Raw genomic sequence first — 26,744 nt, forward strand, 5'->3', positions numbered from 1 at the left:
TGGCACCCGGGCATCTACGTTTCATCAACAGCCGTATAGACCCCGGCGGGTTGCCTCCGTACCCCTTGGCCTCCGTACCCATCGATGTCTCCCGGGTCAGAGCAGGATCTCGAGCCGCACCTTCTCCTTGGGTGTGGCGATGTCCCAGTAGCGGGCGGTGCCCCGCGCGTTGTCGTAGGCACCCGTACCGCCGGTGATGGCCATGTCGAGCGCCCCCGTGGTTCCCTTCGTCCACAGCGACTGCATCGTCACGGAGCCGCGCTTCAGCTCGACGGTGATCACGCACTGCGTGGTGGGTTCCTCGCCGTTGACGTGGACGACCTGGCACGAGCCGCCGCCGAGTCCGACCTTGCGGCCGTCCTTGATGGCGGTGCCGGAGTAGACGTCCAGGTCGCCCAGGCTCGGCCCCTTCGGGCCGAGGTCGTGGGCGGTGTACTGGTCGTTCTGAAGCGTGAGGTCGATGACCTCGACTCGGCGCCCGCCGTCCGAAGCGTCGGCGTCCGCGCTGTCGGCGGCGCCCACCCCGACCACGGCGGCGGCCAGCGCGACGGCACAGAGCCCGATCAGCTTCGGCCGCAGGGGGCCGCTCCCCCACCCTTTCCGGCGTACGGCGGCGGTGTGCGGACGGCTGGTGCCCATGACGGGTTCTCCTCGCTGGGATTGGCTGGTATTGGCTGGGATTCGTTAGGGGATTCGTTGAGGGGATTCGTTGGGATCAGCAGGGCCCGTGGGGCTCCGCTGGGGGCGGGCCGTGGCCGACCGCGGTCTCCGTGTGCGAACACCTCGACGCTAGGGCGGGTGCGTCGCCGCCGTCCAAGAGCAATATCGCTATGGCGTCATGACGTCGGAGGCATGACGGTGTACGGCCGCGTGTCCGGCGTAATTCGTTTGCGCCGACCGGAGGGGGAAGGTGCACTGTGGCTCGGGACCGCGGCCCGTGGTGCCGGAGCTTCCAGGAGGCAGTGCCAGCGATGCGGATCCGTTCCACGACCGGCCAGGATCTCGACGTGTTCGTCGACACCGTCCACACCGCCTTCGGGCGCTTCCCCGAGACCCCGGTCGACGGCGGCGGGCTCTGGTGGTCGGCGCTCGACATGGACCGCGGGCTGCTCGCCCTGACGGCGGACGGGCGGCCCGTCGGCACCGCCGCCACGCACTCCTTCGAACTGACCCTGCCCGGCCAGGCCCTCGTTCCGGCCGCCGGGGTGCCCGCCGTCGGTGTGCTGCCCTCGCACCGGCGCCAGGGAGTGCTCAGCGCGATGATGCGGCACCAGCTCACCGAACTGCGGGCCGGTGGCGACTTCCTCGCCGTCCTTCTGGCCTCCCAGGCCCCGATCTACGGCAGGTTCGGCTACGGACCGGCGACGTACACCACGCGGCTGACGGTGCCGCGCCACCAGGCCGCCTTCGCACACCCCCGGGCACAGGCGGCGACCGGCTCGGACAGTGGCCGGGGCGGCGGCATCGGTAGCGGCGGCACGTGCTCCGGTACGGTCGAGGTGCTGCGGCGGGCCGACTGCGGCGACGTCCTGGAGGATGTCTACGACCGCTACCGCCGCGCCCAGCCCGGCGCGCTGTCCCGCCCGCGCCACTGGTGGGCCACGCGTGCGGGGCAGCCCCCGGTCTCCCCGGCGCCGCGCCACATCGCCGTCCACCGGGACACCGACGGCGTCCCGGACGGGTACGCCAGCTACGCGATCGAGTCCGGGACCCTCACCGTCGACGAGACCGTCACCACCGACGACGCCGTCTTCACCGCCCTGGCCCGCTTCGTGCTCGCACACGACCTGGTCAGCCAGGTCGTGTTCAAGCACGTCCCGCCCGGGCACCCGCTGCGCTGGCAGCTCGCGGACTTCCGCGCCGGTCAGGTCAGCGACGACACGGACTGGCTGTGGGTGCGCCTCCTCGACGTCCCGCGCGCGCTGACCGCGCGCGGCTGGTGTGCGGACGGCGAGCTGGTCATCGACGTCGACGACCCGTTCCTCGGCGAGCACGGCCGCTATCTGCTGGCCGTGCGCGACGGCAAGGCCGAGTGCGCACCGACGGACCGGGAGCCCGACCTGTCCCTGGACATCCAGGACTTGGGCGCGATCTACCTCGGCGGCACCGCCCCGAGCACCCTCGTGCGCGCCGGACACATCCGGGCCCACCACCCGGACGCCGTCCCGCTCGCCGACGCCGTCTTCCGCGCCGAGCGCCCGCCGCACTGCCTGCACGAGTTCTGACCGCTCGCCTGCCTCACCCGGCGCGCGTCGAGCGCGACCCGGCCCCGGGCCGGCGAGCGTGCCCCGGCCCCGGGCTGCGGAGGTACGCAGGTCAGGCGCCGCTGTCAGTGGCGGCAGCCACAATCCCCGGCATGACCTCACCTCAGCAACTCGACGACCTCCTCACCGCCTTGGGCCTTGACCAGGCAGCTACGTTCACGGCCGTACGCGGTGGTGACGAGGACACCGTGATCCGGCTCTTCGGCGGTGATCCGGGGCAGGCCCGCGCCATGGGCCTGGAGGAGCTGCGCGAGCACTACGAGGGGGACCTCATCCTGGTGTCCCGCTCGGGACCGGCGCTGGTCGTCGTGGAGAACAACAACTACCAGGGGTCGCGCGAGGAGGTACTGCGCCCGCTCTCCCGCCTGGGCCGTGCCGCCAGCGCCTTCTGGAACGTCAACGCGGTGTCCCGGCTGAGCCTGGCCGAGGACGGACTCGTCTCGTCCGTATTCGACATGGTCGTTCCCGGGGATCCGGGTGGAGCGCGCCCCGAGGCCTGGGAACCCCTGCTGGAGGGCCTGACGTTCGGGGTCGAAGGCGACGACGGCTGGGGCAGGGGCCTCGTGGCGGTCGGGCGCGCCACGGGTGCGCGGTTCGACGAGGGCTGGGTGCGAGGCCCCCACCGCGTCGTTCCCATCACACCGGTCCCGCGGTACCTGCTCGGCCAGGGGCTGGTCGACTCGCCCCTGCTCAAGCGGGAGCCCTTCGTGAGCTATCTGAAGGACGTGGGGCCCGGGCTGCTGGGGCCGTTGCGCCGTCACGCCCTGGACCTGGCCCTGGCCCACGCCGAGTTGTCCGAACACCCCCTGGCCGTCGCGGCCCTGACGGCTGACGACCACCCGGCCGCCGCGAGGCAGCGGCTGCGCGACGACCTCGCCGCCGCGGGCGAGCGGGCCCTGACCCTGCACCACGCGCTACGAGCCGCGGAGCCCGATGACTTCGCCCCCGAGTGGGAGCGCCCCTCCCACCTCGCCTACCGCCAGGGCGTCGTCTTCGATGTCCTCGCGGCCTGCGTCGAGGCGTGCCCATCCCCCGGGCAGACTTGCTTCCGGACGTCATCAGCTCCCTCGTCATGGCGATGACCGGTGACAGCGAACGCGTCGCGGAGTTCTGGATGGTCGACCACCTGCACGACGCGGTACGCCGAGGGGCCTGAGCTGGGCGGCGCGTCAGTGGAACGGCGGTGCGGCCGTGGTGGACCTCGCCCTCGTCCCACGCGCCGATGACGGGATCCTGATGCGCCTGGCCCGGGTGCCCCGCCGGAGGCGCGGACGAGGACCGACGGGGGCCGGTTGCGCCCCCGGCTCAGCGTCCGCCGCTGCCGCTGTCGTTGGGGAGGGTGCCGTGGCCCGCGCGCGTTTTCGCCCCCGCGCAGCAGTGGGCCCGCAGTGGTCGCGCCACACGACGGAGAGCCAAGGGCCTCCCCCCATCCCGCTTGTGCCTCTCGCAGGCGCTAGACGGTATCCGAGCCTTCGCGGTCGCTCTTCAGCGCGCGCTTCTCACTCTTGAGGATGCGGGTCGCCTTACCAGCCGACCGCGTCAGCTCGGGCAGCTTCCTCACCGCGAGGATGACCACGACGACGAGGAGAATCAGGGCCAGCTCACTCAAGCCGAACATCAGGTCCACTCATTCCAGGGTCCATACGGCCCCGGCACCCAGCGCACCGGGCTCTACACCCCTGTAGAAGTGTCCCCCATGACCGCTGCCGCAACAACCCCGACTTTCCCTCCTGTTGAGCGCTGGCGGAGTGCACCAGGATGCGGCTACCGCCGGGCCGCGGAAGCCCACCCCAGCAGCTCCCAACCGGCCGCACGGGAGGGCGTGCGAGCCCGCCCGTGCCCCGTTCAGCCTCCACCGCACGCGACCGCCTTCCGATCCGGTCGGGGCGTTGCATACTGACCGCCCGCGTAGCCGTATGGCTACGCCCCGTGCGCCGCGCCCCTCCGGGCCAGGAATCGTCAAGGCTTCCCACACCGGTCGGGCGGCTCGCCGCGCACGGCTTGATGCGTAACCGCGCTTGCCATGGGGCGCACTTGCGCTTGACGCACTCCTGAAGCACTGGCCAGAGGCCCTTACCCCGCTGGCGCCTCGGCGCTTACCAGAAGCTCTCTTAGCTACCCGCCTGAGCTGCTAGAACTGAGAGGCGCCGTTCACGAACGACCACATTGACACAGGGCAGGAGGCCTGCGCTGACTTCCCGAACAGCTCCCTGCGGATAGCGACTCCCGACTCGCCCTACGCACCCAGGGATCACAAGGAGAGAAATGTCCGTTTCTCGGAAACTAAGTAAAAACCGGTTTCCCCGCCGCTAACGTGCCTGGTCAGATCGTGTGGTCCCCGCGCGTGCGGGGGTGGTCCCTCCGTGGTGGGTGTGTGGCAGAGAGCGCAGGCGTGGTCCCCGCGCGTGCGGGGGTGGTCCCCGCTCGACATCGCGGAAGAGGACCATCTCCCCGTGGTCCCCGCGCGTGCGGGGGTGGTCCCCCCACAGAAGAAGGGAGGGACCCTGTCATGGTGTGGTCCCCGCGCGTGCGGGGGTGGTCCCTCCTGGCGCTTCGAGGTCATCGCGGCGGCGCTGTGGTCCCCGCGCGTGCGGGGGTGGTCCCGCCGTCCGAAACGAGGCCGCAACCGCCTTGTTGTGGTCCCCGCGCGTGCGGGGGTGGTCCCGGACCCGGAGTTCTCCGCGGCCACGGAGAAGAGTGGTCCCCGCGCGTGCGGGGGTGGTCCCTTCATGAAGAGTGCCGATCTGGGCCCCGCTATGTGGTCCCCGCGCGTGCGGGGGTGGTCCCAGGCGGCGGCACCGGCGAGTACCCGGTCGACCGTTGGTCCCTTGCGCGTGCAGGGTTGGTCCTCATCTACGCCCACGTTGAAGGCCGTCCGGCGTCGATGTGTCGCGGGCCGTGCCCCCCCCGGGACACGCCGCAGCCGCCGCCGGGTAGGCGTGTGAAGCTGGCTTCGCTGGTGCGGAGGGCGGCAGCGCACCCGCCAGTTCCCGCACCGCGCGGGTCCGTCGTCCGGGCGGAATGACGCGGCGCGTCGGCCTGCCGTCTGCCTGGCGTCCGCGCCACGCGCTAGGCGGGACGCGCAGGCAGCGCCCGGCGTCGCGGCGGGCACCGCATGCGCTGCCCCCGCCGCCGGGCCCTGGCGCCGACTCGCGACAGGGCGGCTCCGGCGTCGGCAGCGACAGCCTGCCAGCCAGTAGTCGGACTCGTACGGAGGCGAGCGGCCCGCCGTCAGCGCCCCCGCCCGTGACGCGGATGACCGCGCGGGCCTCGGCGGGTCACTTCCTCGCCTTGGTTGCCTCCTCAGGCACGCCAACCTTGCCGAGATACGAGTCGGCAGCCAGCGGGTCGGCGTTGGTCGTTCGGCGACAAGGGTGCACGTCGGCGTGCTGGCGTCCCGGACGGGTCCTGCGGCACCGGTTCCGTCGGCCGATACCGCACAGCCATGCCCGATCAACTCCACGCGCAATCCGGCACGTTGCCCGAGCCATGGGGACACGGCCCGGACAACGTCCGGCTTCTCCTGCGACTCAGGAGTCAGCCGGAGGGCGCCCCACCGGTCACTCCTCTTCCACGTCCTCGTCGCCCTCGAAGAAGTCCCCGACCTCGTCGACGACTTCGGCCGCGACCATGCCGCCGACGACACCCACGGCGAGCCCGGCCGCGCCCGCCGCCACGGCGGTGCCCACACCCGGCCCCGAGCGGTGGCGGCCACCATGACCGTGCTGATCGAAGCCGTGCCCGTGGGCGTCGTGACCGTACGCGTCGCCGTGTCCGTACGAGGAACGGTGCTCGACCATCCGGCGCACCCAGCCGTCGACCACCGCGTTCCAGTCCTGGTGCGCGACCCCCTCGTGGGAGACGGTGAAGCGGGTGACCGCGTCGTGGCCGGAGGAGAAGAAGCCGCCGCGCTTGTCGGCCTCCAGGACCACCTCCAGCTCGTCGCGGTGGGCCAGGAAGCTCACCTCGATCTCGTTGACCGCGTGCGCGTACTCCGGGGACGGGGTCAGCTCGATCTCCTGGTAGAAGGGCAGCTGCTGGCCGGTGCCGCCGATGCGGCCCAGCTCCAGGTCGGCGGACTTGAAGCCGAAGCCGAGCTGTCCGAACGCCTCCAGGATCGCCTCCTGGGCGGGCAGCGGGGCGACGGCGAGCGCGTCCAGGTCACCCTTGTCCTTGGAGCCCGCCACCGCCAGCTCGGTCCGCACGCCGAGGACGATGCCCAGGCGCTGTCCGTACAGCTCGGTGATCGGCGTCTCCCACGGCAGGGCGATCGCGAACGGCTCGCTGTGTTGCTGGCCCTCGGCGAGCCTGAAGCCGCCGCCGACGATGAACCGGTCGAAGGCCACATAGCCCTCGTGCTCGCCGCCGTCGTACTCGGCCTCCGCGCGTGCCACCAGTTCGAGCGTGATGTGCTCGACGTTGACGTCGACGCTGCCGCCCTGGAGGTTCACCTGCCCGCGCAGCATCTCACCGGGCCGGACGGCGCCGGACTCGAGAACCGTGTCCACCGAAGGGCCGCCCACCCCGAGCGAACCGAGCAGTCGCTTGAACACCATCGCGGCGTCCACTCCTTGTCATTCATCGACGTTCCGTCAGGAAGCCCTGTCTACAGGGCTGTAGAAGGAGGATACGGCGGACACGTCCGGCCGCGGATCCCGCCCGAAGGCGCCCCCTGATCACGTACAACCGAATGACGCACAAACGAATGATGTACGACCGGATCTCGCGTGAAAGGGGCGGATCCGCCCCCCAGCCCTCCCTCCCCCGTAAGCCCCGCCCGTACGACAGGTCGCCCCCGCCCACCTCGTGGACCTTGACCAACCACGGCACTTTGCGATTCCTTTACAGTAGGTGGAGAGGCAGCCCCGCTGCCTCACCTGCCGCAGCGCATCCCGCCCCCGCCGGACGCGTACGAAACACACCGGACAACAGACGCGAAGGAGCCACGGACCCGCGATGGGTGAGCCTCCCAGTACCAGCCGTGTCATGCCCTGCCCACAGCCCGCACGACGGGGATCGGGGGTGGCACGGTGACCGAGGTCCTGCTGCTGCTCCTGGCCCTCCTCCTCACGCTCGCCTGCGCCGTCTTCGTGGCCGCCGAGTTCTCCCTGACCACCGTCGAGCGCGGTGACCTGGAGCGGGCCGCCGAGGCGGGAGAGCGGGGCGCGGGCGGTGCCCTGAAGGCCGTACGGCGGCTGACCTTCCAGCTCTCCGGCGCGCAGCTCGGCATCACCGTCACCTCCCTGGTGATCGGCATGCTCGCCGAGCCGTCGCTGGCGGCGCTGCTGCGCGGGCCGCTGGCCAGCGCCGGTCTGGGCGGGGCCGCCCCGTCCGTGGCCACGGTGCTGGGCGTCGTGGTGTCGACCGTCGTCCTGATGGTCGTCGGTGAGCTGGTGCCGAAGAACTGGGCGATCTCACGGCCGCTGGCCGTCGCCAAAGTGGTCGCCGCCCCGCAGCGCGGCTTCACCGCCGCCTTCGGGCCCTTCATCCGCCATCTGAACAACACCGCGAACCGGTTCGTACGCCGCTTCGGGCTGGAGCCCGCCGAGGAGCTGGCCTCCGCCCGCACCCCGGAGGAGTTGGTCGCGCTGGCCCGGCACTCGGCCGCCGAGGGCGCCATCGAGCACGACTCCGCCGAACTGTTCGTGCGCACCCTGCACCTCAACGAGCTGACCGCCGAGAACGTCATGACCCCGCGCGTCGACGTGCGCGCCCTGGAAGCCCACACCACGGCGCAGGACGCGGCCAACCTGACGTACGCCACCGGCCTGTCCCGCTTCCCCGTGTACCGCGACAGCCTCGACGAGGTCATCGGCACCGTCCACATCCGCGACGTCCTCGCCCTCGACCCCGACGAGCGGCGGCTCACCCCCGTCACGGACCTGGCGAGCGAGCCGCTCCTGGTGCCCGACAGCCTGCCCGCCGACCGGCTCCTGGAGCGGCTGCGGGCCACCCGCACCATGGCGGTCGTCATCGACGAGTACGGCGGCACCGCCGGGGTCGCCACGGTCGAGGACATCGTCGAGGAGGTCGTCGGCGAGGTCCGCGACGAGCACGACCCCGTCGAGACCCCCGACCTGGCGCCCGCGGCACCGAACCAGGACGGCCGGGCCGTGTGGGAGGCGGACGGCGGTGTCCGCACCGACCAGCTCGACGCCATCGGCCTGACGGCGCCGGACGGCCCGTACGAGACCCTGGCGGGGCTGATCGCGACCCGCCTGACCCGCATCCCCGTCCAGCACGACAGCGTCGACGTCGACGGCTGGCACCTGACCGTCCTCGCGGTCGACCACCATCGCGCCGACCGCGTCCGCATCACCGCACCGGCGGCGCGGCAGGTCATGGAGGACGCCCGATGACCACCGTCCAGCTCCTCATCGGCGCCCTCACCCTGCTGACCAACGCCTTCTTCGTCGGCGCGGAGTTCGCGCTGATCTCCGTGCGCCGCAGCCAGATCGAGCCCAGAGCGCACGCGGGCGACCGGCGGGCCCGGATCACGCTGTGGGGCATCGAGCACATCTCCGCCGTGATGGCCACCGCCCAGCTCGGCATCACGGTCTCCTCCCTGGTGCTCGGCGCGGTCGCGGAACCGGCCATCGCCCACCTGCTGGAGCCCGCGTTCGAAGCCACGCACGTGCCCGGTGCCCTGGTGCACCCGATCGCCTTCGCCGTCGCGCTGACCGCGGCGACGTATCTGCACATGCTGGTCGGCGAGATGATCCCCAAGAACATCGCCCTGGCCGCCCCCGTACCGACCGCGCTGTTCCTCGGCCCGCCCCTGGTCGCCCTCACGCGGGCGCTCAGGCCGGTGGTCTTCGGCGTCAACGCCTTCGCCAACGCCCTGCTGAAGCTGCTGCGGGTGGAGCCCAAGGACGAGGTCGACGCCGTCTTCACCGACGACCAGCTCGCCCGCATGGTCGTGGACTCCAGCCAGGCGGGCCTGCTGTCGGCCGCCGACGGCGAACGGCTGCGCGACGCCCTGGAACTCGGCGCGCGCCCGGTCGGCGAGATCCTCGTCCCGGCCGCGCGCATGCGCACCGTCGACGACACCGTCACGCCCGCCCGTCTCCAGCAGGTCGCCGCGCGGGCCGGATACTCCCGCTTCCCGGTCACCGGCACGGGCGGGGCGCTGCTCGGCTATCTGCACATCAAGGACACCCTCGGCGTCACCGACCGCGATCAGCCCTTCCCGCGTACGGCCCTGCACCCGCTCACCCGGGTCAGCATCGACACCCCGCTCGACGACACGCTCACCGCGCTGCGCGCCATGGACAGCCACCTGGCCGCCGTCACCGGCGACAAGGGCACCGTCATCGGCTTCGTCACGATGGAGGACGTCCTGTCCGAACTCGTCGGCCCGGCCGCCGCCACCGCGTGAGACGGCCGATCGGGAACCGGCCGACGCCAGTGCGCCGTCGGCCGGCCAGGGCGTCGGACCCGACACGTGCCGCTCGCGCCCGGACCGGAGCCGGGTCGGGCCGGGGCGGGGCGGGGCGGGGGCTCAGTCGATCGTCTTGATCACCCGGGCGGGGACTCCCCCGACCAGGGTGCGGGCGGGGACATCGCGGCTGACCACCGCACCGGCGGCGACCACCGCGCCAGCGCCGATGGTCACCCCCTGAAGGATCACGGCGGACGCCCCGATCCACACGTCGTCCTCGATGACGATCGGGGCGAAGGAGAGGTACGCGCGGCGCTCGGCGAGCGGCAGCGGGTGGCCTCCGGTGATCAGGCTGACCTTCGGGGCGATCATGACGCCGTCGCCGACGCGGATGCCGCCCTTGTCCATGAAGGTGCACCCCTGGTTGACGAAGACGTTCTCACCGAACGTCGTGTTCAGCCCGTACTCGGTGAAGAACGGCGGATAGATCGTCACCGACTCCGGGAGCGGGCCGCCGAACACAACCGACAGGAGTTCGGTCCGGCCCCTGTCGTCGCTGAACGGCAGTGCGTTCAGCCGGGACGTAGCGTCGGTCACCTCCGCGATGCGCTCCGCGTGCCGCGCGAACTCGGGCGTCTGGACGTACATGACCTGCTCTGTTCGGGTAGGCATACGGCGATTCCAGCACCCCGGAGCGCAGGCGATCAAACAACCGCCGCCCCGCCAGGCACAACCAGTGGTTGTGGGAGTAGGCTGCCGGTGTGGATGTCGAAGCCCTGCGGACGTTCGTGGCCATCGCCGGGAGCGGCCAGTTCCAGGCGGCGGCGGACCAGCTCGGGATCAGCCAGCAGGCGGTCTCCAAGCGGATCGCGGCCCTTGAGCGGCACCTCAAGGTCACGCTTCTGGTGCGCGGCCCGCGCGGCTCCCGGCTGAGCCTGGACGGGCAGGTCCTCCTGCCCCACGCCAAGCAGGCCCTCGCCGCCATCGAGCAGGCCGAGCGGGCCGTGCGCCCCGGCAGCCGCCCCCTGCGCGTCGACGTCCTCCACCGGCGCATCGCACCGGCCCAGGCGGTCTACCGGTTCTACCGCGCACACCCCGAAGCGAGCCTGGACACGGTCACACTGGGCGCGGAGAACGCCACCCAGGCCGTCCAAGCGGTGCTCGAAGGCGCCATCGACGCGTCCTTCCGCGCCCTGCCGGTGGACCAGGTCCCGGCCGGGATCAGCGCCGAACGGCTCCTGGACGCACCCCTGGAGCTCCTGGTCGGGCCCGGCCACCCCCTGGCGGACGCGCCGTGGGTCAGGCCCGCGGACCTGGTCGGCCACCGCATCTGGATCCCGGGGATCAGACCGGGCACGGAGTGGGCGGCGTTCTACCAGGCCCTGTCCGACGACTTCGGCCTGAGCGTCGACGCGCTCGGCCCCCACTTCGGCGACGAGGCCCTGATGGACGCGCTGGCCGACTCGGCCTCGCTGGCCACCCTCGTCGGCAGCGGGGACCGCTATCTGTGGCCCCAGGCCCACGACCTGCGGCGCGTCCCGCTGCGCGCACCGACCCCGGTGTACCCGCACGCGCTGGTGACCCGCACCGGAGACCAGCACCCCGTGCTGACCGCGCTGCGCGACCATCTGCGCGGCGCGCGGCCGCGCACCCCGGACGACGCGTGGGTGCCGGACTGGGCGGACCGCTGACCGGACACCCGGTGCGGCACACCCGCCCTGGCGCCGCCCTGGCGCGTACGCGCCCCCGAAACCGGCCGTTGAGCGGCCGTTGAGCTGGCATTGACCGGCGCACCGCACGGTGAGGGCCATGACGAGAAGCACCATCGCGCCGTCGACCCGCACCGCGTCCGACCTGCCCGGCCTGACGAACCAGGCCGACCTGACGGACCAGCCCGGCCTGACGGACCAACCGGGCCCGACGGACCAGTCGGGCCCGACGGACCAGCCGGGCCCGACGGGGCTGCCCGGCCTGCCCGACCTCACCGCCGTGCGCCTGAGCCACCGCGCCATCCTGGTCGACATCGCGCGCCTCGCCTCGCTCCTGTCCGCCGCCAGCGCTCCGGCGATGCCGCTGGCACGGGCCGGTGCCGTCGCCACGTACGTCCACCGGTACCACGCCGCCGTACGCCACCAGCACCGAGGCGAGGACGAACTGCTGTGGCCCGCGGTCGCGGCCGCGGCGGGCCAGGCCCTGGACCTGTCCTCCTCCGCCGCGGAACACGCGGCCCTCGGTCGGCTCCAGGACTCCGGGGACGAGGCCGCCGCGCGCTTCGCCGAGGACCCGGCCCGCCACGCGCCGGGGCTCGCCGCGCTCCTGGCCGAGCAGCGCGATCGGCTCATCGACCACGTCGTCGCCGAGGAGCAGCGCCTCTTCCCCGTGATCCTGCACCGGGTGAGCGCCGCGCGGTACGCCGCTGCCGAGGCCGAGTTCCGCCGGTCCACGCCGTCTGATCTGGCCGCGTGGATGCTGCCGTGGCTGTGGCGCTACGCCAGCGCCGACGAGCGTCGCGTGCTGCCGCCCGCCGCGGTCGTCGAACCGCTCGTCGCCGCGTACGCCGCCCACGAGGCGCGGACGTTCGGCCACGGCCGCTGAGGCCGCCGTGAAGCCGAGGCCGTTGGCGCTGGCTGGCGGGGGCTTCTCGCGGTGCGGGTCGGCCGTCTACTCCCAGGTCGCGGTGTCGGGGTCGATGCCGTGGGCGCGTGCGCTGGCGTCGACGACGCGGCGGAACCACGTGGCGAGGCCGGGGCGGATGCCGTCGTAGTGGGCGGCGAACCCCGGGTCGGCCTCGTACTTGCGGCTGAGGCAGACCTGCATCTGCCGGGTGAGGGGGAAGTACGCGGCGAACACCTCGCGGTGCCGTTCGACGAGCTGGTTCGCCTCCGGGCTGCCGGGGGTGACACCGGCGTCCATCGCGTCCCCGAGCGCGCGGTCGAGGTCGGCGACGGCGGCCGCGACGGCCGCCCACTCCTCCGGGCCGCGAGCGGCGGACAGTTCGGCGTACTGCCGCCACTGGGTCGTGTCCCCGTACTGCTGCCGGGCCTTGGCGGGCCCGTCCGGATTCCACTGGGGTCCGAAGATCGCGGCCTGCTCCTCGCCGGACAGCAGGGGGCCGCGCTCGTGGGCCTCGATCATCCGGTCGAGCCCGGCGCCGAGCCGCTGGAGGCGTTCGATCCGTTCGGCGATCTGGGCGCGCTGCGCGCGCAGCGCGCCGGGCACGTCCGCGGTCGCGTCGTCGAGGACGGCCCGGATCCGGTCCAGGCTGAGGCCGGTCTCCCGGTAGACGACGATGCGGTGCAGGCGTTCCAGGTCACCGGCGGTGTACAGGCGGTACCCGGCGGCCGTCCGCAGCGACGGCCGCGCGAGGCCGACCTCGTCCCAGTGGTGCAGCGCGCGCACCGTCACGCCCAGCCGCGCCGAGACCTGACCGACGGTCAGGCCATCGGCGTCAGTAGCGTCATCCATGCTCCTCATCGGTGACATTGTCGACGATGGTCAGTGGTCAGTGGCCGCCGTCGCCGACGCCGGGCGGGGTGATCCCGATGGCTTCGAGGTTCCGCGCCTCCTGGCTGGCCGGGTCGAAGGGCTTCGCCGCGGTGAGGACGACCCGTGCGTTCTCCGGGGTGATCACCGTGACGTCACGGGTGTTCCAGGGCGTGTCCCGCGGACCGTCGACCGCGTCCGGGCGCAGTGCGCGGCAGGCCTCGACCAGGGAGTCCACCTGGCTGAGTACGCAGGAGAAGCTGACGCTCATTGCCGACGGCTGCTCCGGGACGTTGTCCTCCGCGAGCAGGAGCACGTCCTGGAACGCCCACCGGCGCAGGTGCACGAGCGTGCCGGGGATGCCGAACAGCTCGAAGAACCCGAGCCCACGGGTCCAGAAGTCCACCGAAGCCGCCAGGTCGGCCGTGGGGATGGTCACGAAGGCGGGCATGCCGTAGATGCCGCGGAACGGCTCCGGCGGCACCGCGTCGGGGCCGGGGGCGGGCACGGGGCTGATCTCGAACGCGTTGTAGTGGTCGCTCATGTGCCCCACCTTCCAGCCTCACGCCGCGTGAGGGTCAAGCCAGGAGTGCCGTCCGCCGCGTCGGTACCGAGCGCGGTGGTCTTCGCCCCTGGGCTCACCGCGGTGCCATCCGTACCGCTGTCACCCATGCCCCTCACGCGAGAGCGCGTCCCGGGGCGCGGGAGCGCGCACTCCGCTCCGTGCACCGCGGCGCCCTGCGGGAGCCATTGAGTTGATGTCTCCGACTCCCTAGCGTGGGGCACCGGAAATTCGGGACGCGAAATTCCCGGAGCACGCCGCTTTTCCGGTGGAGAAATTCCGCGCGGGCCGGGCGAAGCGGCGCTTGGATGCACGAATGGCTCCTGGATGACCGCGAGTGCGCGTTTCTCGGTGCGTGTTGTCCGTGCGCGGTCCCCGGGCACGGACTCCCTGGGGAGTCCCCATGCGCGGTCACTGTGGGCGGTCTCCGTGCGCTGTCACCGTGCTCGGTCTCCGTACGCGGTGAGAACCGAGGGCGTGCTTTCACCACCGCTCATTCCCATCCCGTAATTTCCACGGCAGGTGACCTGCAAGCAAGTTTCGTCCCCGAGCACAAGCGAGCAGGAAGGAACGCGCTCATGCGTACTTACGAACGGCCCACCCTGGCCAGGTCCGGTGACTTCCGCAAGGTGACCGGCGCCGGAAGCAGGGGCCCCAAGGACCTTCTCGGTCGCAAGCAGCTCCTCTGATCTGAACCGGTCGGCCTGACGGCCGACCTCGACACCGGGTGGCGGCCCAGGGCCGCCACCCGGCCCGAGCCCGCTCCCTCCCCGCCCCACTCCCCCCACGCTCCTCCCCTCCCTCCCCTCCCACTCATCGCGCCGTCGGCCGAAGGGGCATGCCGTGGACTCACTGTTCTCTCTCCGGGCGGCACCCGCCTGGTTCCTCGTCCTGCCCGACACCCCCGCCGCGGGCCCGGCGGCCCGCGCGGCACTGCCCCACGCCACGCGCCAGCTGCGCCACCCGTCCGGCCGCCCGTGGCTGCTCGGCCGGTGGGCGCCGGACACGGTGACGTGCGGTGGCCGCGGGCGGGCGCGGATCGCGGTCGTCGGTGAGCACGCCGTCTCCAGCGAGGAGGCCGACCGGGCCGCGGACCTCGCGGGCGACCCCGCCGCGCTCGACCGCCGTGCCGCCACGTGGCCGGGCAGCTTCCACCTGGTGAGCACCGCCGCCGGTCAGGTGCGCGTCCGGTGCGGCGCCATCGGCGTACGCCGCGTCCACCACGCCCGGTTCGGTGCCGGGGGCGAGGCGGTGACGCTGGCCTGCGACCGGGCCGATGTGCTCGCGGACCTGGCCGGGGCCGCGCTGGACGAACGCCGCCTCGCGGTGGAACTGCTCAGCCTCGACATGCTGTCCCCGCTGTCCGGCCAGCCCGTCTGGCACGGCGTACGGACGCTTCCGGGCGGCCACTGCCTGACGCTGCTCCCCGACGGCACGGCGCGGCAGGCGCGTTGGTGGTCACCGCCGGACCCCGGCGTCCCCTTGGCCGTGGGAGCCGCCGCTCTCCAGGAGGCGCTGCACGCCGCCGTGCGCGTACGCACCCAGAGCGGCGGCGTGGTGACGGCCGACCTCGGGGGCCTTGACTCGACCGCCGTGTACTGCACCGCCGTGCGTGCCGCGGCCCCCGTCGTCGCCTACACCGTGGCCCAGCACGACACGCTCGGCGACGACGTGCACTGGGCCCGGCGCACCGTCGCGGCCCTCCGTGCCACCGAAGGGGCGGACCACGTCGAACACCATGTCGTTCCGGCCGAGGCCGTGCCGATGACCTACGACGGCCTGGACACCCTCACGGACGTCCTGGACGGGCCCAGTCTGATCACCGTGGACCGCAACCGCCGCATGCGCCTGGTGGAGTTGGCCGCCGCACGCGGATCGCGCCTGCACCTGACCGGCCTGGGCGGCGACGAACTGCTGGCCGGGACCCCCGCCCGGCTGCACGCGCTGCTGCCCAGGCACCCCGCCGTCGCGCTGCGCCACCTGCGCGGCTACGCGGCGAAGTACCGCTGGCCCCGGCGGCGGGTGCTGCGCGCGCTGTGCGACCGGCGCCGCTACGGCTCCTGGCTGCGCCACGTGGCCGACCGGCTCACCGACCCGCCGCCCGACGTGGACGAGCCGCTGCTCGGCTGGGCCAGCCCGCCGCGCATGCCGCCCTGGGCGACGGACGACGCGATCGCCGCCGTACGCGAACTCCTCCGCGAGGCCGCGCCCGTGGCCCGGCCGCTGGGCCGGGGGCACGGCGAGCACCGCGAGCTGGCCGCGATGGACTCCCTGTCCCGCACCGCCCGGCACCTCGCGCAGATCTCCGCGCCCCTCGGCGTCACCTTCGCCGCGCCCTACTACGACGACCGGGTCGTCGAGGCGTGCCTGGCGGTGGCACCGCAGGAACGCGTCACCCCGTGGCAGTACAAACCGCTGATCGTCGAGGCGATGCTCGGCACCGTCCCCGACCCCGTGCGCACCCGGACCACCAAGGCCAACGCCACCTTCGAGGAGGAGGCCGGTCTGCGGGCGCACCGCGGCTGTCTCCTCGCGCTGTGCGACCAGTCCCGCCTGGCCCGGCTCGGCCTGGTCGACGGGCGGGTCCTGCGCGCCTGGTGCGCCCGGCCGCTGTCCGCGGAGCTGGAGACCGACCTGCTGCACCCGACCCTGGCCTGCGAGGTGTGGCTGCGCTCCCGGCAGAGCGCATCCGCCCCCGTCGGCCCGTGACCACCCCGTCCGCCCGCACCCGCGGTCCCTCGCCCGTCGCACCGCACAAGGCCCACGTTCCCGACAAGGCCCACGTTCCCGCCCGAGGAGTTGGTCATGACGCTCGCCCTGCGGCCCACCGTCCTGCTGACCGAGACCGAGTACGGCATGGCCCTGCTCGACCAGCGTGACGGCGTGTACTGGACCCTCAACCCCACTGCCGCCCACGTCCTGTCCTGCCTGCTGGAAGGGCGCAGCCCGGGCGAGACGGCGCGCGCCCTGACCGGGGAGTACGACGTGAGCACCGACGTCGCCGAGAAGGACGTCGCCCGCATCGTCGACGAGCTGCGCTCGGCGCAGCTCGTGACCGTGGCGGGCGAGGAGGGCGTGGAGGACGTGGAGGGCGTGGAGGGCGAGGACGCATGACGCTGCCGGAGGCGATGCCCCACGACCCGCGCTCCGTCCCGCTGGCCAGCCGTGCCGCCACGCGCGGCGCGGTGGCCCTGGCCCGGCTGCTGGCCACCCAGCCGCCCGGCCGCATCCGGGTGGTGCTGGCGCGGCTGCGGCGCGGGGCACGGCCCGCGACGGTCGGCGAGGCCGAGGCGGCGCGAAGCACGGTCGTCGCCGTCAGTCTCGCCTGCGCGGGGCAGAGGGGCTGCCTGCCCCGGTCGCTGGCCACCGTCCTGCTGTGCCGGATGCGCGGCCAGTGGCCGACGTGGTGCGTGGGAGTGCGCACCCGTGCGCCGTTCGCGGCCCACGCCTGGGTGGAGGCCGAGGGCGTCCTCGTGGGCGAGGGCTGCCCCCGCGACTACTACCAGCGCTTCTTCACCGTGGAGTAGGCGCCGTGGCCTCACGGACCGGCACGGCGGGCCCGGTCGACGGGAGCGGCGCCGGACGCCGGGCCCTGCTGCGCGGACTCGGCACCCAGCGCACCGCGCTCGTCGTCGGCACCGCGCTGAACCTCCTGGGCGGCGCGCTCGCCCTGCTCCAGCCGATGGCGGCCAAGTGGCTGGTGGACGGTCTCGCCCGGGGCGGCTCCACGGCCGGGCCGCTGCTGCTGCTCGGCGCGCTGGTGCTGCTCGGCGCGGTCGTCGTCGGCGTGGGCTACTACGTGCTGGAGCGCGCCGCGGAGGCGGTCCTGTGCACCACGCGCCAGCGGCTGACGGACCGTCTGCTGCGGCTGCGCGTACCGGAGTGGGAGCGCCACGAACCCGGCGACCTGATCTCCCGCGCCACGTCCGACACGACGCTGCTGCGCCAGATCGCCGTGGAGGCGACGGCGGCGGCCACCACCGGCACCGTCATGACGCTCGCCACGCTCGTCCTCATGGGCGTACTGGACGTCGTGCTGCTCGGCGTCACACTGCTGGTCATCGCGCTGGTCGGGCTCGCGGTCGGCGCGCTGGCCCCGCGCATCGGCCGGGCCACCCGCCGCACCCAGGAGGCGGTGGGCGCCATGGGGGCCGGGCTCGAACGGGCTCTTGGGGCCTTCCGCACGGTCAAGGCCGCCGGTACCGAAGAGCTTGAGAGCCGTCGGCTGCGCGCGGTGGCCGAGCGTGCCCGGCGCACCGGTGTGAGCGCCGCGGTCTGGCAGTCCACCGCGACCACCGCCTCCGCCCTGGCCGTGCAGCTGTCGTTCCTGATCGTGCTGGGAGTCGGCGGCGCCCGGGTGGCCTCCGGCGCGACGTCGGTCGCGACGCTGGTCGCCTTCCTGCTCTATCTGTTCTCGCTCGCTCCGCGCATCGGCCAACTGGCCGACGCCGTGGGCCAGTTCCAGATGGGCGCGGCGGCGGCGCTGCGCATCGACGAGGTCGAGGCGATGGCCGTCGAGGCGGCACCCGTGGAGGCCCCGGGCGCGCCCGTCGGCGCCGTCCGCGCCCGGGGCCGGGCGGCGGCCGGGCCCGCGGCGGTGGCCGGGCCCGCGGCGGTGGCCTTCGACCGGGTGTGCTTCTCCTACCGCGACGGTCAGCCGTCCGCCCACCGCCAGGTGTCCTTCTCCGTGCCCGCCGGTGGCACGACCGCCGTCGTCGGCCCGTCCGGGGCGGGCAAGACCACCCTGTTCTCCCTGATCGAGCGCTTCCACGACGCCGACAGCGGAGCGGTCCTCGTGGACGGCGTCGACGTGCGCCACTGGCCCCTGACGGCGCTGCGCGCGGCCATCGGGTACGTCGAACAGGACGCGCCCGTCCTCGCGGGCACCCTGCGCGACAACCTGCTCTACGGCGTGCCGCACGCCACCGGCGCCCAGCTCGACGACGTGGTGCGGCGCACGCGTCTCGACACGCTGGTCCAGCGGCTCCCCCACGGCCTCGACACTCCCGTCGGCCACCGCGGGGGCCGCCTCTCGGGCGGCGAGCGGCAGCGGGTGGCCATCGCCCGCGCCCTGCTGCGCCGCCCCCGGCTGCTGCTCCTGGACGAGGCCACCTCGCAGCTCGACGCCGCCAACGAGGCCGCCCTGCGCGACACCGTGGCCGAGGCGGCACGCACCACGACCGTCCTGGTCATCGCCCACCGGCTGTCCACCGTCGCCACGGCCGACCGCATCGTCGTCCTGGAGGCGGGCCAGGTCCGCGCCGTGGGCACCCACCCTCAGCTCCTCGCCTCCGACGCCCTGTACAAGGAACTGGCGGCGACCCAGTTCCTGAAGCGGTGACGCGGTCCGCGCCGTACGCCCTTCCACCGAGCGGTTCGAGTCGCGGCCATGACCGCGATGCCCGGCCGACCGCCGCCTGCCTGATCCAGGCCGGTGCCGGAACCAGGGCCGGAGGCGGCGCCGGAGCCCGGTCAGATGGCGGTCAGGTGACCCGGCGCCGGGAGGCGGGTGGCCCACGTCGGCTCGTGGACGTCCGCCAGGGACGTGAAGAGCAGGGCGACGGCGAGCGCGCCCGGGTCCGGGACGCCGATGGCGTGGTCGCCGACGTAGCTCGCGCGGCCGCGCCGCGGGCGCAGCGACGCCGTCGACAGGGCGCCGCGGATCGCGGCCTGCGCCGCCGTGGTCAGCGGGGCCTGCGCCAGTTCGCCCTCGCCCGTCGGCGCGTGGTCCGCCGCGGCGGCGAGGGACTCGGCCGCCGGAACAAGCGCGTCGACCAGCGTGCAGTCGCCCACGCGGGCCCCGCCCACCCGGTGGATGGCCGCGCTCGCGGCGCCCGCCGCCTCCGCGAGGGCCGCGAGGGTCGGCGCCTGCCCGTCGCCGGGCTCGGCGGACGCCAGGTCCTTGAAGAGCAGGCCGAACAGCGGGCCGCTGGTGCCGCCGACGTCGTTGAGGAACGCCTCGGCGAGCGCCGCCGTGCCACCGATGCCGGTCTCGTCGGCGAGCTTCACCGCGCGCCGCACGCCGCCGCTGAGGTTGTCGCCGAAGTCGCCGTCGCCGACGAGCTGGTCGAGCTTGGTGAGGTTGTCGCGGACCTGCGCCACGACCTCCGCGTACCGGTCGAGCACGACCCGGCTGCCGGTCGCGCCCGTGGGAGCGGAGGGGGCGGTGGCGGGCTGGCGCGTGGGGTCCGCCGCCGCCGGTGCGGCGGCCTCGGCGCCCGCGGCGCGCACGGTCCGGGGCAGCGTGAGCGGGGTCTCGGTCGGTGCCGTCCACAGGTCGACCCAGCCCTCGTCGAGGCGGGTGAGGGTGAGCGAGAACCCGGCCATGTCGAGGGCGGCGGTGTACGTTCCGGCGACGGTGACGGCGGGGCGCAGGCCGCGCTCAAGGAGCCGGTCGTACAGCAGCGCGGTGATGGCGTGGAGTTCGAGTTCGGTGGTGGCGCCGAGGCCGTTGACGAGCGCGAGGACGTCCTCGGCGCCCGCGGGCAGCGCGTCGAGCACGTCGTCGGTCATCCGCCGCACCAGGTCGTCGACGGAGGGCCGGGCGATGGTGCGGGTGCCGCGCTCGCCGTGGATGCCCACGCCGTAGTCGAGGACGCCGGGCTCCAGGGTGAACGCGGGGGCGGTCGTGGTGGGCGAGGTCTGGGCGCGGGCCGCGACGGCGACGCTGCGCGACTGGGCCACGACGCGGGTGCCGAGCGCCTGCAGCTCCGCCAGCGAGGCGCCCCGGTCCGCGGCGGCGCCGAGGAGCTTCTCCACGACCACCGTCGCGGCCGTGCCCCGGCGGCCCGTGGCGCTGTCGGCGGCATCGGTGGCGAGGTCGTCGTCGACGAGGACGGTCGCGACCGGGATGCCGTCGTGCCGCAGGCGCTCCGCCGCGATCTGGAAGTTGATCACGTCGCCCGTGTAGTTCTTGACGATCAGCAGGACGCCGTCGCTCTTGGCGGCGGCCACGCTCGCCTCGTAGATCTGCCGGTTGTGCGGGGAGGCGAAGACCTCACCGGGACAGACCGCGTCCAGGCCGCCGCGCCCGAGGAGCCCGGTGTGCAGCGGCTCGTGCCCGGAGCCGCCGCCGGACACGAGCCCGACCCGGCGGCCCGGGTCGGCGGCGCGGGCCCGCAGGTACAGCGGGGCGCTGTTGACCTCGACGATGCCGGGGTGGGCCAGGGCGAGACCGCGGGCGGCGGTCAGCACGGGGGTGGTTTCCGGCAGGAAGTAGCTCATGGGTCGTTCTCCGTGGGTCGACGTCGGTGTCGGCGCGGGGTCGGCGCGGGGGTCGGGATCGCTGTCGGGGGCGAGGTCGGGGGCTCAGGGCCCGGTTCGGTTCGGGCGGCGGGAGGACGTGCGGTCGGAGTCGTGGTGCGGAGGTGGGCGGCGCGGGGCAGTCGATCCGGCCTGCCTGCGGGGTACGGGGCTCGGGCCCCGGCCCGCGCGGCCGGTGGGCGGCTGCCACCACGTCGGCCACGCCCCGCCCTGGACGTGCGCCCACCCTGAACGCCGGGCGACGCCCAAGGCCGGAACGCCTCCGTTCCGGAACCCTGACGTTCCGGTGCGCGCCCCGCCATGCGATCCTGCCACCAGTGCCACAGGGGCCCCAGGGCGCCCGCCGCGCCGAGAAACCCCTGATCAGCCCCGTCGACTTTGCGAGACCTTTACCATGATGGACGCCCGCCGCGAGGACCTCGGCCGCATGCTCCGCACCTGGCGCCGCGCCCGGGACCCCGCCCTGGCGCTCGGGCCCGTACCTCCGCGCGGACACCGCTCGTACCTCACACAGCTCGACATGGCGCTCCGGCTCGGCGTCTCCGAGCGCTGGTACCGGGCCTTGGAGAAGGGCGAGGACCGCCGCTACAGCCGCGAGATGATCGCCGGGGTCTGCCGGATCCTGGACCTCTCCCGCACCAGGCGGCCGCCCTGTACCGGAGCACGGGGCACGAGCCCCCGCAGGTCCGCCCCGCGCGCCCGGACCGCGGCCTTGACCCGGCGCTGGTGCGGCTCATGCGCCAGCAGCGGTACGTCAGCTACCTGTGCGACCAGGCGTGGGACGTGATCGAGGCCAACGTGGTCGCCGCCCGGCACTGCCCGTGGCTCGCCCGCCCCGGCGCCAACGTCATGACCTGGGCGTTCTCCCCGAGGCCCGCTACCAGCTACGCGACTGGGAGCACCGCTGGGCGCTCCCCCTCCTCACCCGCCTGCGCCTGGCCTGGCAGCGCTGGCCGGACAACGCGCGCCTCGACGAGGTCGTCCAGGAGGTACGCGCCCAGCCGGGCGTCGCCCCCCTGTGGGACTCCCCCACGCCCGCGGAGCCCTCCCCTCCCGGCGACGTCCGCCCGATGTACTTCCCCTGGTCGCCCCCGACGCCATCGACGTCCGCGTCCTGGCCTGCGGCCCGTACGACGACGTGACAGTCCGCTGGCACCTGGTGATGCCGGTGGACTCGACCGTCGTCTTCCCATGACGGGGCCCGCCGTGCCGTAGGCGCGGTGAGAAGCCCCCGGCGCCGCGGAAGGTGTCGGTGCGCGGGATCGTGGCCACGGCGAGGAAGGAGCCCACGGCGGGTCCGGGGAGCCGGTCGGGGCCCGGGACCGGCGAGTCGCGCACCTCGGCCACCACGGGGTCTCCGGGACCCTGGGGTTCTACGACGATAAGGGCCGGGGCGGCGGCGAGCTGGGGGCGCCGGTCGAGGACGTCGGCGGCCCGGGTCAGCGAGCCCGGCTCCCACCAGGAGTCGTCGTCGCGGAAGGCGGTGGGAAGGTGAGCCACGGCGAGCAGCCGAAAGGGCTGCCCCACACCACGGGTGGTGAGGCGTGCGGCAGGCACGCGTGGGGTCAGTCCTTGCGGCCGGTCGCGGCGACGGAGAGGCCCAGGCCGATCATGGCCAGCCCGCCGACGCCGCCGACCACGGAGAGCCGCTGCGGTGAGCGGGCGAACCAGTCCCGAGCGGTGGCCGCGACGAGACCCCACGCCATGTCGGAGGCGATGGCGATGACGTTGAAGACCAGGCCGAGCACCAGCATCTGAACCACGACGTGCCCCTGCTCGCGCTCAACGAACTGCGGCAGCACGGCGGCGAAGAACACAAGGGTCTTGGGGTTGGTCACGCCGACCGCGAACCCCTCCCCGAACGTGCGCAGACCGCCCTGCGCGGCCCCCGCGCCCGTGACGGCGGCCGTGAGCGAACCGCGCTCACGCCAGGCTCTGACACCGAGGTACACCAAGTAGGCGGCACCAGCCAGCTTGAGCACCGTGAAGACGACGACGGAGCGCTCCACCACCGACCCGACGCCGCACGCCACGGCCACGATGAGCACATAGGCACCGATCGTGTTCCCCGCGACCGTGGTCAGCGCGGCACGGCGCCCCTGCGCCAGCGCCCGCCCGATCACGAACAGCACGCTGGGGCCGGGAATCACGATCAGCAGGGACGACATGGCCGCGAAGGCGAGGAGACGGTCGGCAGACACCATGAAGCCATGCAAGCACGGGGGGAGTTCGCCCTTCCAGCCGATTTCCTCACCCGGGCCGCCCCCCTGTTCACCGGCCCGGACAGCCGCGACGCCACCAGGGTCAGGACACCGGTGACGGTGTCGTCCACGGAGCACAGCGAACGTGTCTGGCTGCCGTAGCCCGCCACGGTGATCGGCTCGCCGCGCAGCGGCCCGCGCGATGAACGTCGGCACCGCCCGCCCTCCAGCGGGCAGCCGTACGCCTCGGACTCAGGACGCTGGCGCCGCGCCGCCGGGACGCACGCGTCCACGCTCCCGTCCGGGACCGTGCGGGGGAACTGATCAGGGCGCTGTCCGGCTCGTCCCTCCGTTAGCCCGCCAGGCGCCGGGGCACTCGGCAACGCGAACGCCGCGAGCCGTGGGAGGTGGCTGGCGTGGCTGATAGCGGGCTCTCGGATCGCGAACGGCGCGTTCTCGACGAGATGGAGGCGGCGCTGCGGCGCGACCGCAGACTGCGCCGCCGACTGCGCCGAGCGCGCCGTGGCCGACCCGGCGCCCCCTGGACGGTCACGTACCGGCCGCGCGGGCGCACCGTCGCGGCGCTGGCGCTGCTGTCCCTGGCGCTCGTGGTGTCCGGCATCCGCACCTCCGAGCCCGGCGTCATCTGGGCCTTCGCCGCCGTGTGGCCCCTCACCCTGCTGGCGGCGTTCCGTCTGCTGTGCCGGTGGACGGAGCCGTAGGCGGACTCGGTGGCGCGCCCTCGGATGCCGCTGGCTGATGTGCCGTAGTACATGACGCAGTACATGACCTGGGCCGCGAGCCTCGGATCGGTCGGGGCGAAGGTGGCGTCCGAGCACCTTGTGCTGGACGGTGCCGTCGTACAACCGGAAGCCGCCGCGGCCCGGGCGGGGGCCGGGCCCCAGGGCCGGGCCCGCAGCGCGTCGCGGCGGCGCGGGTCGGCGTACACGAACAGGCCGGTGACCACCGCGAGCCAGCCGAAGGCGTGGAGGATCCCGGCCGAGACCGGCCCGGCGCCGGTGGAGGGCGGTGTCGTAGCGGTGGTGCCAGTTCAGCACCTGGTGGAAGACCTCCTCGTCGGCGAAGGCCGTGAGGCCCGCGCCGACGAGGAGGCGCCGCCGCCGGGGCGGGAGCGGCCGGTCAGTGGCCCAGGGCCTTACGCACGGCATCGCGGGTGCGGTCCACGACCGCCGCGAGCGGGCCGAGCAGTGCGTTCTTGGTCGCGGACTCGGTGCCGGGGCGCGGGTGCGTGGGCGCGGTCTTCTCCGCCGCCTCCAGCGCGCGGGCCATGGTGGCCAGTTGGGCGCTGCTGGCGGTGCGGCGCAGGTGGATGAACTCGTAGCGCTCCTCCGCCCGGGCGTGCCGCATCACCTCGGTGCGCAGGGTGGCCAGTTCGGGCAGGAACTTCGGGTCGTCGGTGTCCATGCCGTCCAGGCGGGCGAGGAGTTCCTTGGCCTCCTTCTCCTCCGCCAGGCGTGCCTCGACCACCTTCTCGGCGCCGTCGAAGGCGGTGCGCGCGAGGGGGTGCAGCACTTCTTCCTCGGCGGTCTCGTGCACGGCGAGAAGGTGCACCAGGCGCCGGAAGGCGTCCCGGCGGGCCTCGCCGGTGCTCTGCTCCACGGCGTCGAACTGGTTGCGGATGTCGCCGTGCTGACGCATCAGCAGGGCGACGACGTCGGCGGTCACCGGCCTTCTCCCTTCCGCTCGCGGGAGGCGGCGTCCGGGTGCTCACCGGAGGGCTGCGAGCGGTACTCGCCGCCGAGCGACTGCCGGTGCTGGGCCATCACCCGCTCGCTGGGCGGCTCCTCACCGCCGTGGATCTGCTCCTGGAGGCGCTGGAATCGCTCGTGCGCTTCGGTCACATAGCCGCTGCCGAGGGTCGTCAGGTCGATCTGGGTGTCGAGCAGCCCGCGGACGAACGCGTGGTTCGGTTCGAAGGTGAGCACGGGCGGCAGCTCGGGGGCGAGGACCTCCTGGGGGTCGCGGCCGTCGTGTTGCCGCATCAACTCGCAGGCGTGCCAGAGGTGTTCGAGTTCCATGTTGAGGTGGAGCTCCCAGATGGCCCGCACCCGCGAGTCCGTTTCCTGCTCCATGAAGGAGTGGTAGAGGTAGCACTCGTTGTACTCGTGGTTGACGAGCTGCTCCCACCAGGTCTCGCCGGGGTCCACGAGCGACTCGTAGTGCGTGACGTGCTCCTCCTCGATGAGGGCGATCTCCTGGTAGAGCTGCCGCGCGATGGGCTCCATGTACTGGGGGCCGACGTTCATGTAGAAGTTCATGGTCTGCTGCTCGGCGGACATCACCGTCAGGGCGTGCAGCTTGGACAGCGGGCTGGTGGCCGCGCGGTCGTAGGGCTCGCGCAGGTTGTCCAGGGGATGCCGGTGGTGGAACTTGGTCGGCCGCCCCGGCATCACCTCGGTGAGCTGCTGCACGACGGACTCCGCCTTGCGGTGCTCGATCATCTCGTACAGGTTCGCGTACCGGTACAGGTGGTCGAAGTCCTCCAGGACCCCGAACTCATACGCCTGCCTCAGATACGGATCCGGTTCGGACCGCGCCACCCAGGCGGTGAGGTCCACCGCCACCTGCTCGTAGGCGATGGTGGTCTCCAGGACCGACGCGAGGCCGGGCAGCAGCCAGTTGACGGCCTTCTGCTGCTGTTGCTCGATGTAGCGCACCTGCGCCAGCTGCCCGCGCACCTCGGGGTCGGGACAGTGCCGGGCGAAGTGGTGGCTGAACATCGACGCCTCGACCTCGATGCCGTTCATGGTGATGATGCGGCAGCGGGTGTACGGGTCGCAGTGGTCGGGGTCGATCGGCTCGACGTTCAGCTCGCGCCAGTTGCGTAACTGCCGCTCCAGGGGGATGCCCCGCTGCTCCAGGGGGTTGAACGTCATCCGGGCCTCCTCGGCGTACGGATCGGACGGGGAGCCGCCGGGTACCCGCGGCATCCCGGCCCAGTCCCCGCGTCCCGCGCGCCGGGGGCGTCCCTCGCGCCAGAGGCGTCCCTCGCCCCGGGGCCCTGTCGCTCTCACTGCGGCGGTGGGCGACCAGGGCGCGGAGGGCGGTGGCCGCCGAGGGCGGTGGGCCGCCGGGGAGTGGCGGGCGGACGCGCGCCTCAGGGGCCGCCGCGCTCCTTCTGCTCGCGCACCGCTTCCGGCTCGCCCGCTGCGTCGCGCGGCAGGGCGTTCCCCTCCGGAGGGTCCACCTCCGTCGGCGGGCGCCACGGGCCGCGCTCCACCCGCTCCCCTGGCTGGAGTCCCTCGACGGGGCCCTCCGCGATCTCCGGCTGCTGCACGTCGCTGCCCGCGACGGCCGGGGTGTCGCCCTTGCCAATCGGCGCGGGCCGGGTGCGCCGGTCCCTGAACTCCTCCTCGGGCAGCTCACCGCCGGACTCCCGCACCGCCTGCTCCTCCGCCATCGGCAGTTGGTCCTTCATGGGCAGTCGGTCCTTGCCCCTACGGCGGTCTCGGGTGTCACGGTCGGCTCGGACACCACGGTCGTCCCGGGCGCCACGACCATCGCGACCACCGCGCTCGTCGCGACCACCGCGCTCATACCAGCCATCGTACGAAGCACCCACAGCGCCA

The 26,744-nt window shown here is 73.6% G+C and carries 26 protein-coding genes, 3 pseudogenes and 1 CRISPR repeat array; of the genes and pseudogenes, 14 read left to right on the top strand and 15 right to left on the bottom strand.

Annotation, left to right across the window (positions count from 1 at the left end; translation table 11 throughout):
- Positions 1-96 precede the first annotated feature (96 nt).
- Positions 97-639, bottom strand: coding sequence for an allene oxide cyclase barrel-like domain-containing protein (locus ACOBQU_RS01090; RefSeq protein WP_423623745.1), 543 nt, complete (start codon positions 637-639; stop codon positions 97-99).
- A gap of 332 nt (positions 640-971) precedes the next feature.
- On the opposite strand from ACOBQU_RS01090, the gene ACOBQU_RS01095 reads away from it, so the two are divergent.
- Positions 972-2,225: a GNAT family N-acetyltransferase gene (locus ACOBQU_RS01095; RefSeq protein WP_423623747.1), complete on the top strand. Its 1,254-nt coding sequence runs from the start codon at positions 972-974 to the stop codon at positions 2,223-2,225.
- 131 nt (positions 2,226-2,356) lie between these two features.
- A complete protein-coding gene (locus tag ACOBQU_RS01100; protein WP_423623749.1) occupies positions 2,357-3,346 on the top strand; it encodes a DUF6461 domain-containing protein in 990 nt (329 codons plus the stop codon).
- Between the two features lie 371 nt (positions 3,347-3,717).
- Here the strand turns inward: ACOBQU_RS01100 and ACOBQU_RS01105 are convergent, their stop codons facing one another.
- Both ACOBQU_RS01105 and ACOBQU_RS01110 read right to left on the bottom strand, forming a co-directional pair.
- On the bottom strand, positions 3,718-3,882 hold the full coding sequence (locus ACOBQU_RS01105; RefSeq protein ID WP_423634186.1) for a twin-arginine translocase TatA/TatE family subunit: 165 nt from the start codon (positions 3,880-3,882) through the stop codon (positions 3,718-3,720).
- 713 nt (positions 3,883-4,595) lie between these two features.
- Positions 4,596-5,051: a CRISPR direct-repeat array (repeat unit 29 nt; unit sequence GTGGTCCCCGCGCGTGCGGGGGTGGTCCC).
- Positions 5,052-5,824: 773 nt separating this feature from the next.
- Complete coding sequence (locus tag ACOBQU_RS01110; RefSeq protein ID WP_423623750.1) at positions 5,825-6,820, bottom strand: sporulation protein; 996 nt, start codon at positions 6,818-6,820, stop codon at positions 5,825-5,827.
- Between the two features lie 474 nt (positions 6,821-7,294).
- Between ACOBQU_RS01110 and ACOBQU_RS01115 the strand changes: the two genes are divergently transcribed.
- Complete coding sequence (locus ACOBQU_RS01115; RefSeq protein ID WP_423623752.1) at positions 7,295-8,623, top strand: hemolysin family protein; 1,329 nt, start codon at positions 7,295-7,297, stop codon at positions 8,621-8,623.
- Positions 8,620-9,642, top strand: coding sequence for a hemolysin family protein (locus ACOBQU_RS01120; protein ID WP_423623754.1), 1,023 nt, complete (start codon positions 8,620-8,622; stop codon positions 9,640-9,642). Before ACOBQU_RS01115 ends, ACOBQU_RS01120 begins: the two co-directional genes overlap by 4 nt.
- Positions 9,643-9,765: 123 nt before the next feature.
- On the opposite strand, the gene ACOBQU_RS01125 is transcribed toward ACOBQU_RS01120, so the two are convergent.
- Entirely contained in the window at positions 9,766-10,293 is a 528-nt protein-coding gene (locus ACOBQU_RS01125) for a sugar O-acetyltransferase (RefSeq protein WP_423634188.1), read from the bottom strand.
- A 113-nt stretch (positions 10,294-10,406) separates the two neighbouring features.
- Here ACOBQU_RS01125 and ACOBQU_RS01130 point away from each other — a divergent pair, with 113 nt between their 5' ends.
- Positions 10,407-11,336: a LysR family transcriptional regulator gene (locus ACOBQU_RS01130; protein WP_423623755.1), complete on the top strand. Its 930-nt coding sequence runs from the start codon at positions 10,407-10,409 to the stop codon at positions 11,334-11,336.
- A gap of 118 nt (positions 11,337-11,454) precedes the next feature.
- Positions 11,455-12,240: a hemerythrin domain-containing protein gene (locus ACOBQU_RS01135; protein ID WP_423623757.1), complete on the top strand. Its 786-nt coding sequence runs from the start codon at positions 11,455-11,457 to the stop codon at positions 12,238-12,240.
- A 66-nt stretch (positions 12,241-12,306) separates the two neighbouring features.
- On the opposite strand, the gene ACOBQU_RS01140 is transcribed toward ACOBQU_RS01135, so the two are convergent.
- Complete coding sequence (locus tag ACOBQU_RS01140; protein WP_423623758.1) at positions 12,307-13,110, bottom strand: MerR family transcriptional regulator; 804 nt, start codon at positions 13,108-13,110, stop codon at positions 12,307-12,309.
- A gap of 37 nt (positions 13,111-13,147) precedes the next feature.
- Positions 13,148-13,672: a VOC family protein gene (locus tag ACOBQU_RS01145; RefSeq protein WP_423623760.1), complete on the bottom strand. Its 525-nt coding sequence runs from the start codon at positions 13,670-13,672 to the stop codon at positions 13,148-13,150.
- A 596-nt stretch (positions 13,673-14,268) separates the two neighbouring features.
- Here ACOBQU_RS01145 and ACOBQU_RS01150 point away from each other — a divergent pair.
- The 5 genes from ACOBQU_RS01150 (at position 14,269) to ACOBQU_RS01170 (ending at position 19,031) form a co-directional block, all read left to right on the top strand.
- Entirely contained in the window at positions 14,269-14,379 is a 111-nt protein-coding gene (locus ACOBQU_RS01150; RefSeq protein WP_423623762.1) for a keywimysin-related RiPP, read from the top strand.
- A 154-nt stretch (positions 14,380-14,533) separates the two neighbouring features.
- The gene (locus ACOBQU_RS01155) at positions 14,534-16,399 is read left to right on the top strand and encodes a lasso peptide isopeptide bond-forming cyclase (RefSeq protein ID WP_423623764.1); all 1,866 of its coding nucleotides are present in this window, start codon (positions 14,534-14,536) and stop codon (positions 16,397-16,399) included.
- 96 nt (positions 16,400-16,495) lie between these two features.
- Positions 16,496-16,804, top strand: coding sequence for a lasso peptide biosynthesis PqqD family chaperone (locus ACOBQU_RS01160; RefSeq protein WP_423623765.1), 309 nt, complete (start codon positions 16,496-16,498; stop codon positions 16,802-16,804).
- Positions 16,801-17,217 carry a lasso peptide biosynthesis B2 protein gene (locus tag ACOBQU_RS01165; protein ID WP_423623767.1) on the top strand — a complete coding sequence of 139 codons (417 nt, stop codon included), beginning with the start codon at positions 16,801-16,803 and terminating at the stop codon, positions 17,215-17,217. The genes ACOBQU_RS01160 and ACOBQU_RS01165 overlap by 4 nt, the downstream gene beginning before the upstream one ends.
- 5 nt (positions 17,218-17,222) lie before the next feature.
- Positions 17,223-19,031: an ABC transporter ATP-binding protein gene (locus ACOBQU_RS01170; RefSeq protein ID WP_423623769.1), complete on the top strand. Its 1,809-nt coding sequence runs from the start codon at positions 17,223-17,225 to the stop codon at positions 19,029-19,031.
- 131 nt (positions 19,032-19,162) lie between these two features.
- On the opposite strand, the gene ACOBQU_RS01175 is transcribed toward ACOBQU_RS01170, so the two are convergent.
- Positions 19,163-20,914 carry a dihydroxyacetone kinase family protein gene (locus ACOBQU_RS01175; RefSeq protein ID WP_423623771.1) on the bottom strand — a complete coding sequence of 584 codons (1,752 nt, stop codon included), beginning with the start codon at positions 20,912-20,914 and terminating at the stop codon, positions 19,163-19,165.
- A 433-nt stretch (positions 20,915-21,347) separates the two neighbouring features.
- On the opposite strand from ACOBQU_RS01175, the gene ACOBQU_RS01180 reads away from it, so the two are divergent.
- Complete coding sequence (locus ACOBQU_RS01180; protein ID WP_423623773.1) at positions 21,348-21,740, top strand: helix-turn-helix domain-containing protein; 393 nt, start codon at positions 21,348-21,350, stop codon at positions 21,738-21,740.
- A gap of 34 nt (positions 21,741-21,774) precedes the next feature.
- Positions 21,775-22,095 (top strand): hypothetical protein, encoded by a 321-nt coding sequence (locus ACOBQU_RS01185; RefSeq protein ID WP_423635009.1) that lies wholly within the window; start codon positions 21,775-21,777, stop codon positions 22,093-22,095.
- A 58-nt stretch (positions 22,096-22,153) separates the two neighbouring features.
- Here the strand turns inward: ACOBQU_RS01185 and ACOBQU_RS01190 are convergent.
- From ACOBQU_RS01190 to ACOBQU_RS01200, 3 genes and pseudogenes are all read right to left on the bottom strand, one after another.
- A pseudogene (locus tag ACOBQU_RS01190) lies at positions 22,154-22,507 on the bottom strand (glycosyltransferase family 2 protein); the annotation flags it as partial.
- A gap of 11 nt (positions 22,508-22,518) precedes the next feature.
- Positions 22,519-23,157 carry a LysE family translocator gene (locus ACOBQU_RS01195; protein ID WP_423623775.1) on the bottom strand — a complete coding sequence of 213 codons (639 nt, stop codon included), beginning with the start codon at positions 23,155-23,157 and terminating at the stop codon, positions 22,519-22,521.
- Positions 23,158-23,216: 59 nt separating this feature from the next.
- Positions 23,217-23,379 (bottom strand): annotated as a pseudogene (locus tag ACOBQU_RS01200) (NAD-dependent epimerase/dehydratase family protein); the annotation flags it as partial.
- 191 nt (positions 23,380-23,570) lie between these two features.
- Here ACOBQU_RS01200 and ACOBQU_RS01205 point away from each other — a divergent pair.
- Positions 23,571-23,876 carry a DUF3040 domain-containing protein gene (locus ACOBQU_RS01205; RefSeq protein ID WP_423623777.1) on the top strand — a complete coding sequence of 102 codons (306 nt, stop codon included), beginning with the start codon at positions 23,571-23,573 and terminating at the stop codon, positions 23,874-23,876.
- Between the two features lie 315 nt (positions 23,877-24,191).
- On the opposite strand, the pseudogene ACOBQU_RS01210 reads toward ACOBQU_RS01205, so the two are convergent.
- The 5 genes and pseudogenes from ACOBQU_RS01210 to ACOBQU_RS01230 form a co-directional block, all read right to left on the bottom strand.
- Positions 24,192-24,323: pseudogene (locus tag ACOBQU_RS01210) on the bottom strand (DUF2243 domain-containing protein); the annotation flags it as partial.
- Positions 24,295-24,813 carry a hemerythrin domain-containing protein gene (locus ACOBQU_RS01215; RefSeq protein WP_423634190.1) on the bottom strand — a complete coding sequence of 173 codons (519 nt, stop codon included), beginning with the start codon at positions 24,811-24,813 and terminating at the stop codon, positions 24,295-24,297. The pseudogene ACOBQU_RS01210 and the gene ACOBQU_RS01215, both read right to left, overlap by 29 nt.
- Positions 24,814-24,836: 23 nt before the next feature.
- The gene (locus ACOBQU_RS01220) at positions 24,837-26,051 is read right to left on the bottom strand and encodes a hypothetical protein (RefSeq protein ID WP_423623779.1); all 1,215 of its coding nucleotides are present in this window, start codon (positions 26,049-26,051) and stop codon (positions 24,837-24,839) included.
- A 221-nt stretch (positions 26,052-26,272) separates the two neighbouring features.
- Positions 26,273-26,593 carry a hypothetical protein gene (locus ACOBQU_RS01225; RefSeq protein WP_423623780.1) on the bottom strand — a complete coding sequence of 107 codons (321 nt, stop codon included), beginning with the start codon at positions 26,591-26,593 and terminating at the stop codon, positions 26,273-26,275.
- Positions 26,590-26,712, bottom strand: coding sequence for a hypothetical protein (locus ACOBQU_RS01230; protein ID WP_423623782.1), 123 nt, complete (start codon positions 26,710-26,712; stop codon positions 26,590-26,592). Before ACOBQU_RS01230 ends, ACOBQU_RS01225 begins: the two co-directional genes overlap by 4 nt.
- Positions 26,713-26,744 lie beyond the last annotated feature (32 nt).

The organism is Streptomyces sp. G45 (genome assembly GCF_049542095.1).
Lineage (GTDB): Bacteria > Actinomycetota > Actinomycetes > Streptomycetales > Streptomycetaceae > Streptomyces.